This is a genomic window from Paenibacillus rhizolycopersici (assembly GCF_014947195.2).
Lineage (GTDB): Bacteria > Bacillota > Bacilli > Paenibacillales > Paenibacillaceae > Fontibacillus > Fontibacillus rhizolycopersici.
In genome coordinates, this window is record NZ_JADCNN020000005.1 from 1 (window position 1) to 14,672 (window position 14,672).

A 14,672-nucleotide genomic window follows, 5' to 3' on the forward strand; every position below is an offset into this window, starting at 1 on the left:
TCCACGGCCGCGCGGCGGTAGCGCGCGGCGATGCTGGCGCCAACCGCCGCGGCGTAGATCAGCGTCGACTCGCCGGACAACATCGCTCCGCCCGGAAGCGGCTCCGTGATCCACGCCTCTGCCGGTTTCGGCATCCGCTCGTCCAGCTGCTGCTCCCAGGCTTCGCCCCAGAGCTCCAGCTGCTGGCCGATCCCCCGCAGTTCCTGGCGCACATGCCAATCGAGCTGTGCTTCGACTTGCTCCCCAAGCGCCTGCAGAAATTCGCTTTGGCGCTTCAACTTCTCCGCTTCCGTCTTTCCGCCAGCGAACCAGCCCTTCGCTTTAAAGCCCGGCGCCTGGCCTTCCAAATAGCGACCCGCAAGCTCCCGCAACTGCGGTGTCATCAACTGTGCGGTATCCAGCAGGCTGCCGATACGTTGCAGCCACTCCTGTTTCCGCGGCTCCCAAGCTTTCTCCCCAGAAGGATCAACGATCTCGAGTCTACGCAGTTCTTCCCCCATTGCCGTTACGTCCGTTTCGCCGCCAGCCTCTTCTTCTAGCTGCTCACGCCGAGATTGCTCCGACTCAGCCACGCGCGCTAAATAACCTTCAACCGACTGAGCCGCCGAAGCGTAAGCCCCGTATTCCAGCAAACCGCCTCCCCGCTCAAACAAGGCGCGGATCGCTTCCTTCAACTGCGGCAGCATATTCCCGAGAGCATCTTCCCTCTTTAATGAAATATAGAAAATTCCCTTCGCCGCGATATTCCATGCCCGGAACGCCTGGCTGACCGATTGTTGATACTCCTCGAAGGGGAGCTCCTCTTCCCGATGCTTATCGATTTGATTCACGACCATGTATACCGGTTTACCGTAATCGCTTAGCGATTTGGCAAAGCTTAAATTGGTCTCCGAAGAAACGTGGTTATAATCCATCACATAGAACACTACATCCGCTAGGTGCAGAGCAGAATGCGTGGCCATCGCATGGCCGGCGTCATTGGAGTCGACTCCAGGCGTATCTAGCAACACACCGCCGTGAGGTGGTAGCTCAATCTGGTCCCAGAGCTCTACGCGAGAGTATTCTTCGCCGTTGCGGCAATACGCCGCTACCTCCTCCACCGGCACTTCTACCTTAGCTTTGGCCAAATCGGCCGGCGTCAATAGTGCACGCGGCTCCCCTTCCCGAATGAGTACCACATTGGCGCTGGTGGGAAGCGGGCTAGCCGGCATAACCACTTTTCCGCATAAAGCGTTAATTAAACTCGACTTCCCCGCCGAGAAATGGCCGCAAAACGCCGTGACCAGCTCCCTCCGGCCCAGCTTGTCGCCAACCTCTCGCAGTTCAGCCGCCGCGGTTAGGTCACCTTCCCCGTCCACCAAGTCTCGCAATCGATGCAGCCGCTCGCGCAATGATAGCTCCGTATCCGTCATCGTTCCATCCATCCTAGTTCCTCCGTTTTCCACGCTGCGAAATCAAGTTTCATTTTAATTATTCATATTTTAACATTTCCCTGTTCGCTTGGAAACGCTCGCTTGCGGATGTTCGTCCGCGTAACGCTTCATACCAAAAAACCGCCTCCCAAGGAGGCGGTTCCGTCTATACTACAGCATTAACTAATATAAGCCAGCCTCTCGATCCGCCAGCACCTGTCCGGTGAGCGACAAATCGTAATCCCCTAATGACGACAGTACCTCGTGCAGCTCGGTCGAACCCAGCGCTTCGCGGAGCTTGGCGATCCACTCGCGGTTCTCCGGCTTATTCAGCACAACAAGGTCGACGCGTTCAAGGGTCAGCGGAATGAAATCAAGTCCGGCGATCCGAGCCGGCCGTTCGCTGCCGACGCCAACGTCCGCCTGGCCAAGGGCAATCCGCCCGCCAAGCCCCATATGCGAAGATTCCTCCTGGGCGTAGCCGGTGACGGTCGCAGGAGCGATTCCATGCTTGCGCAGCTGTTCATCCAGCAATACCCGGGCTCCCGAACCCTTCTCCCGGTTAATCAGCTTAATCCCGGGCCGCGTTAAATCCTCCCAGGATTGGATCCTAAGCGGATTACCTTGCTTGACGTAAAAACCTGCCCGGCGCGTCGCAAAATTCAATACCAAATAAGGGAGGGATATGAACAGCTTGCGGATATACGGCAAATTGTACTCCCCGGTGTCTCCATCGTACAGATGCGTGCTGACGATATCCGCCGCACCGTTATACATGGCCACTAAGCTGTCCATACTGCTGGCAAAGGAACGCAGCGGACGGTATGCGCGAACTTTAGATTCCAACGCTTTGGCCAGCAGGTCGAGCCCCGGATCCTGCCCGGTAATGACCAACGTCCTTGCCCCATCCCGCACTTCTCCGCCGTCGGCATCCGGTCGGGTCGGTACGGTATAGGGAACCTGAAATACCGGCATGGCGGTGGCAGCGGACGACCCGGCCCCGCTTCTGGCTTTGTGCTTATACGCCTCCAAGTCAGTGGAGTCCACTCTCATCTGTTTGCCGACCCGGTATGCGGGAAGCTCCCCTTTTTTGATCAAATCATATACGGTTAACTTAGACACCTTTAACAGCTTGGCGATTTCTTCGGCTGTATACGAGATCGGTTCAGTCATAACTTACTCCTCATCTGTTCCACCATCGTTCTTGCAACTAGACTCATCTTACCGGGGATTCCCCTTTTTTTCAATGAAAACTCCCCCATGGATCTATGCAGATCGTTATGTTTCGTATAATCTAGTTATAATTAGATATAACCAAGGAGGGAATACCTATGCACAAATGGATGAAGCTGCCCTTTTTGGCGGTACTCACCGTCCTTATCCTGCTCCTATCCGCCGGATGCGGCAGCAATTCGGCTTCGCCCAACAAGGCTCCTTCCGTCAGTGCCGAAGGTAGCAACGTGGCCAACAACTCACCAACATCGGTTGAGGACAAGTCCAAACCGGCTGAGCAGGTCGAACTGCTCGTCTCTGCCGCTGCCAGCTTAACCGAAAGCCTTGATCAAATCAAGAGTGTATACGAAGCCGAGCACAGCCATGTGAAGCTTACTTTTAACTACGCCGCCTCCGGAACGCTTCAACAGCAAATCGAACAAGGAGCCCCGGCTGATCTGTTCCTGTCCGCCGGGACCAAGCAGATGAATGCTTTGATCGAAAAAGGCCTAATGGATGACCGTCTAACAACCAACCTATTGACCAATGAACTTGTGCTGGTTGTTCCTCAGGATGGCTCCGTACAAATTGAAAAAATGGAAGATCTAGCAAAACTCGGCGATATCGCCATCGGCACCCCTGAATCCGTTCCGGCCGGGAAATACGCGCAACAGACTCTTAATTACCATAAACTTTGGGATTCATTGCAATCCAAGCTTGTGTTGACCAAGGACGTCAAACAAGTCTTATCCTATGTGGAAACCGGCAACGTCGACGCCGGATTCGTTTACAAAACCGACGCTGCCCTTTCGGATAAGGTGAAGGTGGCGCTAAGCGCAGAAGCCGAAAGCCATGAACCGATTGAATATCCGATCGGTGTCCTCAAGGACAGTGGTCATCCGGATGAAGCCAAAGCACTTTACGACTTCTTATTAAGCGACCCCGCCCGGCAAGTGTTTAGCACATACGGGTTTACCCCAGCGGAGTAATCGCCTATGAACGCAATAGGGATTCCGGAAACCTTCCTGGAGCCGGTTGGATTATCATTGCAAGTGTCTATAGCTGCCACGGTCATCGCCTTTTTGACTGGCCTTTTAATGGCATGGCGCATGTCCACCGCCGCCTTCTACGGGAAAACGCTGGTGGAAACCATCTTTCTTCTTCCGCTCGTCCTGCCGCCTAGCGTTGTCGGTTTTATATTGCTCGTGATGCTGGGCAAGAACAGCTGGATCGGGCAAGCCGCGGAATCTCTGTTGCACTTGAGCTTCGTGTTCCAGCCGCTCGGTGCAGTGATCGCTGCAGCCGTCGTCAGCTTTCCGCTAATTTATCAGTCGCTGAAGTCCGGCTTTCAAGCGGTGGATCAAGAACTGAAAGACGCCGCTCGTTCGCAGGGAGCCCGGGAATGGCAAGTGCTTGCCTATATTGTGCTGCCCCTCGCCTCCCGTTCACTGCAATCGGCGTTTATACTCGGGTTCGCCCGCGCGCTCGGCGAATTTGGAGCGACGATGATGATCGCCGGCAACATCCCCGGCCGGACCCAAACGATCCCAACGGCGATCTTTTTTGCCGTAGACGGCGGAAACCTGTCGCTGGCTTGGGCCCTGACGGGCTGCACCATCCTGTTGTCCTTCGGCCTGCTATGGATCTCCTCCCGCCTTAAAACCGAATAGACGAGCCAAGGCTCCTTGGTTGCAGAACGACAAAAATCCCCTGCGGTCTGGCGTGTTCATAACACGTCCTCCCGAGGGGATTTCTTATCTATTCTTCGTTTCGAGCAACTTCATCGCTCGATTTAACTAACGACATCCGCCGTTTCTGTTGGAAGCAAGATTTCAAAGACTTTGCCGTGCTGTAATATCGTGATGCCTCTGGTCTTATCCTTCATCACAACGACTTCCGGTTTAACGGACATCCGTTCCAAATAATGCTCAGGTACCTCGCCGGAATCGCTGACAACCAAGCCTTCAACCTCACGCTCGTCGTTTTCGCCTAGCTTCAAATCGATCACTTGCTCAAACACGTCCGAGAACTGTTCAAAGTTATCGGTATACACAGAAATGCATCTCATGGGGTCTCTCATCCTCACCTATGGGTTATCTTTTTTTGCCGCATTTTTCTTATTTTTTCTGTTTTGCGGCGTTTTCATACGTTTCTTGCCCTCCCGGCATACGTCAAGCAGCGGGCAGACTTCACATTTCGGGTTCTGCGCCTTGCAGTGGTACCTACCGAAGAAGATCAAGCGATGGTGGGTTAATGTCCATTCATCCCTCGGGACCCGCTTCATCAGTTTCTTCTCCACTTCAAGAACGGAGTCGTTCCATCCAGCCAAACCTAGTCGTTTACTGACACGCTCCACATGCGTATCTACGGCAATGGCCGGAACGTCAAAGGCGTTCGATACGACGACGTTTGCCGTTTTTCGCCCCACACCAGGAAGCTCAACCAATTGTTCATGTTCCCGCGGAACCTCACCGCCGTAACGCTCCAGCAAAATATGACACAGGTTTTGAATATGCTTGGCTTTACTGCGGAACAAGCCGATTTTCCGGATATCCTGTTCCAACTCTTCTAACGGAACCGAAACATAATCCTCGGGCGTTTTATACTTTTGAAACAAATCGGCCGTGACTTTATTCACGGTTGCGTCGGTGCATTGCGCGGACAGGAGCACAGCAATCGTAAGTTCAAAGGCATTCTCGTGGTTCAACTCGCAACGCGCATCCGGAAACATGGCACCGATGGTGTCTAAAATATGGCGGACGTCAGCCGCGTTCATGTCTCCACTCCTTTCCTGGAGGCCCGGCTGGCAGCTCGGATTAATCCGCGAAAAAACCGCCTTGATCCGGGAAACATCCCGCATCAAGACGGTTGATCTCACGAAAAATGATTATTGTTTTTCGATTTCAACCAGCTTGTCTCCGTTGAAATACAAAACAATTTTATCATTATTCTGGAGGGATTGCACGGATATTGTCGTGTCGCCTTGGTGAATATAGGTGTCTGCCGTTACGGCAAAACGATAATTGTTGTCCGACGTACTGGATCGCAAGACGATAATTTCTTTGGCAACCCCATCATAACGGGAAAACTTGCGTTCCTGCGGGGTTAATACTTTGATCACGACCGCGCCATTCGTGTCCTTACGTACTTCAACATGATCGCTGGTCGTGAGCGAAGTTGTGCTCGTGCTGATCTCGGTACCCCGTTGAACTTTCACGCCGCTTGCCAGGGAGTAGGTCTCCACGTTGCCGGCAAAAGACTTCACCGTTAACGACGAACCATCGACGCTTTGAACCTTACCTAAGGTCAGCTTCACGACTTGCAGCGAGACAGCCGTTTGTCCATTAAACGTAACGTTGATCGTTTGTCCTACCTTCAGATCGCTGACTTTGATCGCTCCGCCGTTTTCGCCGAGCAATACAGCCTGATCGACATAGAACTCGCTAGTCACCCCGTTCGCCGTTGCCCGAATGCGGCTGTTCGCCGTATTTATCGAAGCGACTTCGAATTGAATAGAGCTCTTCACTGCTAAGGTTTGCAAGGCATCCTGGTTTGCCGTCAACATCGCGGTTACTGGGTCCCCAGCCTTGATATCGGCCAACGTTGCACTTGCTTTGCCATAAATGCTGATCGACGGCGTTGTTCCTTGATAAGGGATTTCCACGGTTTTTCCGTTGCCCAGCAAGATCGTGATCTTCTTCGTCGAAGTATTGGCCGAAACGTAAGTGCCCTCGTATTTGTACGTCACTTCCACGTTCACCACACGCGAACCAACGACCGTCAGATCAACTCTACGACCTTTGGACAGCAATGCTTCCAGACCGGACAAGGTTGGCGTTGTCGTGTTATAGGTGTATTTCGTTTTGTCATCGATTACGAATACATACGGTTTTTCCGCGGCATCCATCACAGTGAGCGCCTTCGTTTTCGCATCATAGTTGATGACGGAAGCGTTCGCCAGCTGTTCGGACTGCCGTCCGGTGACAACGATCTTCGTGACTTCGTCATCCGGGTTCAGGGTCATTTCGACTTTGTCCCCGCCTTTTGTGTCGGTAATGAGATCGTCCAGGCCCGCATCCACGATCCCGTTAATTTGCACGGTAACGTTCTTCGCTAGCCGTTTAATTTCGTCGCGTCCTCCCGCATTCGTATAGCTGAGCAGCGTATCGCCTACGAGATCCAGCAAGGTACCGGTTACCGTACGTTCCGTTGCCTGGGTGACTTCAAGGGATGTCAAGACACTATCCTTCACCGTATAGGTCACGGATGCCCCTGTATTCACTTCGCCCATCGTATTGAGTCTTTGGTTTTGGTACAGCAAAATCGTATTGTTATCAAATTTATACGTCTCTTCCGCCCCATTGGCGGCTTTGATCGTTACGGTTTTCGCGGTCAGATCCACCTTCGACACCGTACCGCTGCTTGTCTTATCCACCAACGCCGATTTCACCTGAACGATCACCGGCTTCTTCTCTGCCGTGAACGTTTCACGCTGTACAACTACGGTGCTCTCAGACGTCAGGTCGCTTGCTTTGATGGCATTGCCGTTTTGGTCAAGGAAACTGGTATTTGCGTCATAGGTATAAGTCACCGAATCATTATTCACCAACAGAAGCAAACGGTTATTTGTTAGCACCCGAAGCAGAGTTCCTTCGACACTCTCCAACTGCTGGTTCGCATCCGTCACTTCCACATAAGCAGCCGAGCCCACTTTATCTACTACTAGCAATTTGGTGTACAGCTTCAAAGCACTTTGGGTCGTTCTCACTTCGGAATCCTTCGTAAAATAGACAGAACGATTGTCCAGCGAAAAGCTTCTCATTTGACCGTTCGTATACAAAGTCAGCTTGCTGTCGGTCAGTTGGGTTACGATCCCCTCATAGACGTTAGCGTAACCCGGGTTCACGTATTCGCCGCCACGGCTGAAGAAGGTAGCGAGCTGAGCGCGGGTGACTTTGCCGAGCGGATCAAAACGGTTGCCTTCCACCCCTTTGGTCAGATTCAACTGAACCGCAACATTGACATAGCCGCGCGCGTTCGCGGAGATGCTCGATTGATCGGCGAAGCCGGTTGACATCGCAGCCGATGCTTTGGCTTCCGCATCTTTGCCCAGAGAACGTACTAGAATTTTGGCAATCCATTCCCGCGAGGCTTTCTTCTCGCCCCAGGATTCGCCTTCTTTTGTGACAGCAACCTCTTCATTTTTGTCAATCAATTTCTTGGATAGTGCCAGCTCCAAATAAGGTTTAAAATAATTGCCGACCTTAAGATCTGCCGGAGCGGTAGACCCGCTGCCTAACTGAGAATCCAGGTTCATAAACCGGACAGCCATCGTAATGGCTTCCTGTTGAGTTACGCTATCGCCTGGCCGGAATTTGCCGGCATCGCCGAGAAGAATGCCCTCAGACGCCAGTTTGTATATATGTTTCTCCGCCCAGAATCCGTTCTGTACGTCACTGAACAAAGATACAGCAGCGACGTTTTGCGAGGTGTTGACCGTTGTCGTTTCTTCGGCAAATGCCGCCGTAGTTCCGCCCAAACACATGGCCGTAACCAGCATGGCGGAAACTGCTCTTTGGGTACTGCGTGTAAACGTGCGTTTATAGGATGCCATCAAATTCTTCCTTTCTACAAAAAAGATCTCTCTACCCATTCGACGGCGGACAGGTGAGTTCCTCCCCGAATCCTTAATTTCTTGACAACGGATGCGTCAGTTCGACATGTCCCATCAACGTATCGACGGGAGTTCCATCCACCAGGACATCGATCGCCTGAACCTCATCGAATTGGAACAAGGTGTTTTTTAACGCATCGAGAGCCAGCGCCTCCCCGCCCGCACCAAGGCGCGCTTCATCGGGCAGCGCCAAGTCGACGGTTACGGTTCCGTCTTTGAAAACGGCGGAATGAAACTCGACTTTTCCCCACAGCGAGAACTGTTTGGTATCGCTCGGGATTTGCAACGCCTTGAGGGCCGCCAAATATTTATCAGCTTCTGCCTGATAGGTGATTTCACGGCTATCTTGGGTTAACTCCAGCATCTGATCATCGGTAAAATACGTTTCGATCTTTTTCGTGATCTGCTGTGGCTGGTTCGCCCCACCTGCTCCTTGCGACGAATCTGTATTCTGCGGCGAAGCCGTGTTCGGAGCCTGTACGTTCTCCTGGTTTGTCTCAGCGTTTCCCGCTCCCGCGTTAGGAGCCGATTGCGGTTTTTGCCCACAGCCGCTGCTCAAGGCGAGCAGAAGAACCAAAACTCCCATGAGGTAACTTTTTCTGATCATGGTTACTTCCTCCTTCGCCCGGCGATCACTGAAGGCCGAGATATTCTTTGATGCCGTCCGCGATGCCTTGGGCGACTTTGCTGCGGTATTCGTCCGTTGCTAGCAACGCATCATCGTTTTTGTTACTTAAGTACCCGCATTCGAGCAGCACGGCCGGCATGGTGGTTTCCCGGGTCACATGCAAGCTTTGCGTACGGACCTTGCGATCGGCCAAACCGGAGGCTTGGACCAGATGCTTATGCATAACCTTAGCCAAATCCTGGCTTGCAGCCCGAGTATAATAGGTCTCTACGCCGCTGGCCGAGGCGGAACCCGAATTTGCGTGTACGGATATAAAAATGTCCGCACCTACGTTTTCGGCAATTTTTACCCGGTCCGGCAAGGTCGGATAAGTATCGCTTTCGCGCGTCAGCACTAAGTTGATGTTAGGATCGTTCTGCAGCAGCTTCTGCACTTTCAGAACCACGGCAAGGTTAAAGTCCTTCTCCTTCTTCTTCGTGACGCTGATCGCCCCTGGATCGCTTCCTCCATGACCGGCGTCCAGCACAACCGTCTTCTTCCCATCGCCGCCGGAGTTTCCTCCTTGGCTAGGATCCATATTCAAGTTAACGAAGATCAATCCGTCGTTATCGTTAACCAATTCATAATTTACCTTATGGTTCAAATCCAGTACGATTCGTACGGTCGATGGATTACTGCTAAACAGCGCGTATCTGACTTTGGAAACATCGGGATAATCCGTTACTTCAATGGCTCCACTTTTGTTAACGTCAAGAGGCGCTCCATTAGCCAATGTTTCAGCAAATTGCGTTTGCGGAAGATCGATCACTAACCGTTCCGGACCGCTCATTGTAAAAATGCTCGGCGTCACGTTCTTATCAACCGCAATCATCAGGCTATTGTTGCTGAACCCGATCCCCGTAACCTTCGCTAACTCGGCGGGATCGACCGGAGGCACAACCGTGCCCGGTTGCTGTCCGTCCGTTCCTGTACCGCTGTCGGTGCCAGATCCAGCATTTCCGGCATTTCCGCTTCCGCTCCCGGAACTTGACGATGTTAAGTAAGCAGATTTAGCTGCGTTGTCCCAAGACACCTTCAGCCCCATCTGCTCTCCGACAAAACGCATCGGAACGAGCGTCGTGTCCTCGGCAAGCTTAGGTGCGATAGGCAGCTTAACTTCACTTCCATTGACGGAAGCGGTTGTTTTATTGACGTTGAGAATAAGCGTTGTACCCGATTGCTTTATGGTTACCGTGCTCGTCTTTTTCTCATAGTTGACGTCAAAACCCAGCTCCTCCGCGACGACACGAATTGGAATCATCACATTTCCATTCACATTTTGGACTTGTCCGTTTTCGGGTAAAGCGAGCGCTTTCCCATCCAGATAAATACTCGTACTGCCAGGCGCTGCTTGTCCTGTCTGCGCCATCACCATCAGCAGCATCCAGGCGAACACGAGCGCCGCCAAACCTTTTTTCTTCATCCGTCACCCCTACCATCCTAGAATTTTTGCCTCATGATGACCGATGAGTTTTCTTTATTGCGCTTCGACATCACCAGACGACATATTAGACGCCAAAAGCCATGGAAAGTTGCGAAAAAATGGCATTTTTCTGCTTAACATTTGCCAGAGCTTCCTACGAAAATCCTGACTTTCCTAAAAGCGGAAGTGGGCCTCGATCACACGCACAAAAGAACCCGACAGATCCTTGACTCTCGATCGATCGGGCTAATTTCGTCGGCTAACGGACTTCAGGGCCGTTATTTGCGATGAATTCGGTTAACTCATTATGTAACGGACTGAGATGACCTTATTAGCCGGATTCTAAACCGGATAGGTACAAAAAGGTCAAAATAGCGCCGTTGGAGTCCGTTACGTTGGGAAAACCTCGGGAAATGGCGGAATAACGGCCCTCCGGTCCGTTACAAACTCCCGCTGCGCGCTCTTTGATCATTATCCCGTTAACTCAGGTTCAACCGAGTTGACGGGCTCCTTCCCTCCATACCGCCTGTAGCAGTCAGATAGAGTGCCCCAACGCAAAAAAAAGAGCGCTTAAGGCCAGAGGGTGAAATGATTCTGAAGAAACGATAGTGGTCGCCTTTGCGAACGGATTTCTACAACTCCTGAATCTACAGAATCAAGAAATCCGCGAGCAACAGCGATCGTAAGAACATTTCACACGGCGGCCTTCCCGCGCTCTTCTATTCAGTTACTCGGCAAATCGAGTCCAACAGATTTGCCAAACATCCCTCCTCCCCCACGGCGAACGGAGCAGCCGGCGGGAGTGCCCCTACGCAAAAGAAGAGCGCTAAAGGCCAGAGGGTGAAATGATTCTGAAGAAACGATAGTGGTCGCCTTTGCGAACGGATTTCTACAACTCCTGAATCAACAGAATCAAGAAATCCGCGAGCAACAGCGATCGTAAGAACATTTCACACGGCGGCCTTCCCGCGCCCTTCTATTCAGTTACTCGGCAAATCGAGTCCAACAGATTTGCCAAACATTCCTCCTCCCCCACGGCGAACGGAGCAGCCGGCGGGAGTGCCCCAACGCAAAAGAAGAGCGCTAAAGGCCAGAGGGTGAAATGATTCTGAAGAAACGATAGTGGTCGCCTTTGCGAACGGATTTCTACAACTCCTGAATCTACAGAATCAAGAAATCCGCGAGCAACAGCGATCGTAAGAACATTTCACATGGCGGCCTTCCCGCGCTCTTCTATTCAGTTACTCGGCAGCAACACAGCTTTCTACCGGCTCATCGGATGCTCCAGATCGACGTGGCCCATCAACGAGTCGACCTGCGCCCCGTCCAAAGTCAACTCGATTTGCTTGACTTCGTCAAATTGGAACATCGTATTCTTCAGCGCCTCGAGGGCCAGAGATTCCCCGCCTGCGCCGAGGCGAGCTTCGTCCGGCAGGCTGATATCGAGATTTAATTGTCCGCTCGTCTCATCAAACTTCACCGTGTTCAGGACCACCATCTCCCAGAGAGACAGAAGACCATCATCCGCCGTTTGCAGCGCCTCAAAGGCGCTTTCGTATTTGCTCCGATCCGCTGTAAATTCGATCTCGCGAGATTTTGGCTTCAAGTCCATTAGGTCATCGTCGGTATAATAAACTTGTATGGTCAACTTCTCCACCTCCGCCTCTGGCGCATCGGCGTTTGCAGCACTCGTCTCATCAGTACCGCTTCCACTCTGTTGAACCTCCTGTAGCTCGGTTCCCTGCGCACCGCTGCTCATTGCAGCGTCCACTTCATTCCCGTTATCCGGAGGCGAAGCCACCGGCTTGTTCCCGCATCCTGCGGCAACCCCCAACATGGCGACCATCGCCAGTAAAATCGCTATTTTTCTCATGCCGCTTGCCCCCTTGTCGATTCGGCCTCTTTCGTCTGTCATAGGCCCAGATATTCTTTAATACCCGCGACGACGCCCTCTGCAACGCGTTGTTGGAATTCCTCGGTATACATCAGGCCTGCGTCGGTCTTGTTGCTAAGATATCCAACCTCAAGCAGGACCGCCGGCATTTTTGTTTCTCGGGTGACATGCAGACTGCTCTTTCTGACGCCCCGGTCGGATAGGCCCGTCGCGTTAACCAAATGCCGATGCATAACGTTGGCAAGCGGAATGCTCTCGTCCCGGGTATAATACGTTTCCGAACCGCTCGGGTTACTTGGGGGATCAATGCTGTTTCCATGGATAGAGACGAACACCGAGGCCCCGATGTCATTGGCGACCTTTACTCGATCCTGCAGCGACATCGTAACATCCGTCGTACGAGTCATCACCACATCCAGATTCGCTTCCTGCCGAAGCAGTGCCTCGACTTTTAACGCTACGCCAAGGGTGAATTCCTTCTCCTGTTTCTTGGTCACGCTGATGGCTCCAGGCTGGCTCCCGCCATGACCCGCGTCGATCACGACAACCGGTTTGCCGGTCCCGCCTATCCCGATGCCTGGAACAGTGACCCCTGACGTCAAGTCAACGGTTACAAGACCATCGTCCAGATTGGTTACCTTGAACTCTACGTTCCGGTTCAAGTCAATTACGATCCGTATCGTAGACGGTGCCGTACTGAACAGAGAGTAACGGATTTGAGATACGTCCGGATAATCGCTAACCGCAATTTGACCTTTCCGACTGACGTCGAGCGGTTGAACTTCCCCAAAAGTAGGAGCAAAATCAGCGTTTGGAATGTCGACAACGATCCGATCAGGACCGCTCATTTTAAATACGTTAGGAGTTACGCTGCCGGATACGGCAAACATCAAGCGGTTTTCGCTAAAGCTGATGCCCTGGATCAACGCATTTGGGACCTCAGCCTGGTTCCCGGTTGGATTCCCCGGAACGTATGTATCGTCATCCCCTGCCACCGGCTGCCCTGACGGAACGGAGACTGGGGTTTCCTGATCAGGTGACTGACTTCCCGTGCCAGGAACAACACCACCAGCAGAACCTCCTGCCGGACTGGTTAAGTAAGCGGACTTGGTTGCATTGTCCCAACTGACCTGCATGCCCATCTGCTCTCCGACAAAGCGCAGCGGTACGAGCGTAGAGTCCCCCTGCAGATAGGGGGCACTATTCAGCTTAACCGTCTGGCCGTCGACGGAAGCCGCATTTTTGCCTAATGTGAGCTTGAGTTCCGTCCCCTCCTGCGAGATGGTAATCGTCCCGCTCTTCTTCTCCCAGGCGACTTGGTAACCCAACCCCTCAGCAACCACTCGCAGCGGCACCATCACATTGCCTCCCACGATGCCGGCCTGAGCGCCTGCAGGCTGCTGCAATTCTTGGCCGTCCAATACAATATGCGTCTCGGAGGTTCCCGATGAGGCCGCGTAGGCGTCTTTCGCCAAACCCGGGAAAACCAGTAAGCCAACCAACATAAACATGATCAAGCCGAGTTTCTTCATTCGTTAATCCCTACCCCACCCTCGTATTTTGCCGAATCTAGAACTTCATTGGCGGATGCGTCCCTCATAGCAGTCCAGCGACTCTTATGTAAACGCCAACATTCCCAGAACGTTGCTAATTACTTCCATAATATCAGAAAAACCGCGGCCCTGATAGACTCATATTTTCATAGATTGACAAAAAAAAGCCCCAACTGCTCATCGCAGCCGGGACTTCTCGCCAAACTCAGACGGTTTAAGCCATGTTCGCAAACTTTTTCTTCTCGTATGCCGCAATCAAATCCTCATGCTGGAGCGTTAAACCGATGTCATCCAAACCTTGCAGCAAAAATTGGCGGCGATGCTCATCCAGATCAAAACTCAATTTCAAGCCGTACTCGTCGAGGATCGTTTTTTGCTCCAGATCGACCGTTAACTTGTAGCCTTCATGAGTTGCCGTGCGCTGAAACAATTCCTCAACCTGTTCTTCCGACAACTTGATGGGCAAAATGCCGTTCTTAAAGCAGTTGTTGTAGAAAATATCCGCAAAGGACGGCGCGATCACACAGCGGAACCCATAGTCCAGGATCGCCCACGGGGCATGCTCCCGCGAGGAGCCGCACCCGAAGTTGACACGCGAGATGAGCACGGATGCGCCTTCGTAACGCGGTTTGTTCAATTCGAACTCGGGATTAACGTTTCCTTCCGTGTCGAAACGCCATTCGTAGAAGAGAAATTGGCCAAATCCAGACCGTTCAATCCGTTTCAAAAATTGCTTCGGTATAATTGCATCGGTATCCACGTTCACGCGATCCACCGGACCTACGACACCGGTATGTTTCACAAATGCTTCCATCGTCGATTCTCCCCTTTTCCTTG

General features: G+C 52.4%; 12 protein-coding genes. 2 read left to right on the top strand and 10 right to left on the bottom strand.

What is annotated here, in order from left to right; all coding sequences use genetic code 11:
* Together IM700_RS07010 and IM700_RS07015 are read right to left on the bottom strand one after the other, a co-directional pair.
* Positions 1-1,424, bottom strand: a 1,424-nt coding sequence (locus IM700_RS07010; RefSeq protein ID WP_204801131.1) for a dynamin family protein, incomplete at its 3' end; no start/stop codon positions are given.
* A gap of 171 nt (positions 1,425-1,595) precedes the next feature.
* Positions 1,596-2,585 carry a helix-turn-helix transcriptional regulator gene (locus IM700_RS07015; protein ID WP_193416048.1) on the bottom strand — a complete coding sequence of 330 codons (990 nt, stop codon included), beginning with the start codon at positions 2,583-2,585 and terminating at the stop codon, positions 1,596-1,598.
* A gap of 158 nt (positions 2,586-2,743) precedes the next feature.
* On the opposite strand from IM700_RS07015, the gene modA reads away from it, so the two are divergent.
* Positions 2,744-3,613 carry a molybdate ABC transporter substrate-binding protein gene (modA, locus tag IM700_RS07020; RefSeq protein WP_193416047.1) on the top strand — a complete coding sequence of 290 codons (870 nt, stop codon included), beginning with the start codon at positions 2,744-2,746 and terminating at the stop codon, positions 3,611-3,613.
* A 6-nt stretch (positions 3,614-3,619) separates the two neighbouring features.
* Complete coding sequence (gene modB / locus IM700_RS07025; RefSeq protein ID WP_193416046.1) at positions 3,620-4,294, top strand: molybdate ABC transporter permease subunit; 675 nt, start codon at positions 3,620-3,622, stop codon at positions 4,292-4,294.
* 122 nt (positions 4,295-4,416) lie between these two features.
* Here modB and IM700_RS07030 read toward each other — a convergent pair whose 3' ends face one another.
* The 8 genes from IM700_RS07030 to leuD form a co-directional block, all read right to left on the bottom strand.
* Complete coding sequence (locus IM700_RS07030) at positions 4,417-4,692, bottom strand: NAD/NADP transhydrogenase alpha subunit (RefSeq protein WP_155605274.1); 276 nt, start codon at positions 4,690-4,692, stop codon at positions 4,417-4,419.
* Positions 4,693-4,710: 18 nt separating this feature from the next.
* A complete protein-coding gene (gene nth, locus IM700_RS07035) occupies positions 4,711-5,400 on the bottom strand; it encodes an endonuclease III (protein ID WP_155605275.1) in 690 nt (229 codons plus the stop codon).
* A 111-nt stretch (positions 5,401-5,511) separates the two neighbouring features.
* Positions 5,512-8,238: an S-layer homology domain-containing protein gene (locus tag IM700_RS07040; protein WP_239483688.1), complete on the bottom strand. Its 2,727-nt coding sequence runs from the start codon at positions 8,236-8,238 to the stop codon at positions 5,512-5,514.
* Between the two features lie 73 nt (positions 8,239-8,311).
* Positions 8,312-8,905 carry a GerMN domain-containing protein gene (locus IM700_RS07045; protein ID WP_193416044.1) on the bottom strand — a complete coding sequence of 198 codons (594 nt, stop codon included), beginning with the start codon at positions 8,903-8,905 and terminating at the stop codon, positions 8,312-8,314.
* A 25-nt stretch (positions 8,906-8,930) separates the two neighbouring features.
* Positions 8,931-10,388 carry an N-acetylmuramoyl-L-alanine amidase family protein gene (locus IM700_RS07050; protein ID WP_193416043.1) on the bottom strand — a complete coding sequence of 486 codons (1,458 nt, stop codon included), beginning with the start codon at positions 10,386-10,388 and terminating at the stop codon, positions 8,931-8,933.
* Positions 10,389-11,652: 1,264 nt separating this feature from the next.
* Positions 11,653-12,261, bottom strand: coding sequence for a GerMN domain-containing protein (locus IM700_RS07055; RefSeq protein ID WP_193416042.1), 609 nt, complete (start codon positions 12,259-12,261; stop codon positions 11,653-11,655).
* A gap of 38 nt (positions 12,262-12,299) precedes the next feature.
* Complete coding sequence (locus IM700_RS07060) at positions 12,300-13,814, bottom strand: N-acetylmuramoyl-L-alanine amidase family protein (RefSeq protein ID WP_155605280.1); 1,515 nt, start codon at positions 13,812-13,814, stop codon at positions 12,300-12,302.
* Positions 13,815-14,049: 235 nt separating this feature from the next.
* Positions 14,050-14,649, bottom strand: coding sequence for a 3-isopropylmalate dehydratase small subunit (gene leuD / locus IM700_RS07065; protein ID WP_193416041.1), 600 nt, complete (start codon positions 14,647-14,649; stop codon positions 14,050-14,052).
* Between the last annotated feature and the right edge of the window lie 23 nt (positions 14,650-14,672).

Excerpts from the sequence above, each read along its gene's own strand:
- IM700_RS07015 (WP_193416048.1), bottom strand. The coding sequence starts at position 2,585 with ATGACTGAACCGATCTCGTATACAGCCGAAGAAATCGCCAAGCTGTTA.
- modA (WP_193416047.1), top strand. The coding sequence starts at position 2,744 with ATGCACAAATGGATGAAGCTGCCCTTTTTGGCGGTACTCACCGTCCTT.
- modB (WP_193416046.1), top strand. The coding sequence starts at position 3,620 with ATGAACGCAATAGGGATTCCGGAAACCTTCCTGGAGCCGGTTGGATTA.
- IM700_RS07030 (WP_155605274.1), bottom strand. The coding sequence starts at position 4,692 with ATGAGATGCATTTCTGTGTATACCGATAACTTTGAACAGTTCTCGGAC.
- nth (WP_155605275.1), bottom strand. The coding sequence starts at position 5,400 with ATGAACGCGGCTGACGTCCGCCATATTTTAGACACCATCGGTGCCATG.
- IM700_RS07040 (WP_239483688.1), bottom strand. The coding sequence starts at position 8,238 with ATGGCATCCTATAAACGCACGTTTACACGCAGTACCCAAAGAGCAGTT.
- IM700_RS07045 (WP_193416044.1), bottom strand. The coding sequence starts at position 8,905 with ATGATCAGAAAAAGTTACCTCATGGGAGTTTTGGTTCTTCTGCTCGCC.
- IM700_RS07050 (WP_193416043.1), bottom strand. The coding sequence starts at position 10,388 with ATGAAGAAAAAAGGTTTGGCGGCGCTCGTGTTCGCCTGGATGCTGCTG.
- IM700_RS07055 (WP_193416042.1), bottom strand. The coding sequence starts at position 12,261 with ATGAGAAAAATAGCGATTTTACTGGCGATGGTCGCCATGTTGGGGGTT.
- IM700_RS07060 (WP_155605280.1), bottom strand. The coding sequence starts at position 13,814 with ATGAAGAAACTCGGCTTGATCATGTTTATGTTGGTTGGCTTACTGGTT.
- leuD (WP_193416041.1), bottom strand. The coding sequence starts at position 14,649 with ATGGAAGCATTTGTGAAACATACCGGTGTCGTAGGTCCGGTGGATCGC.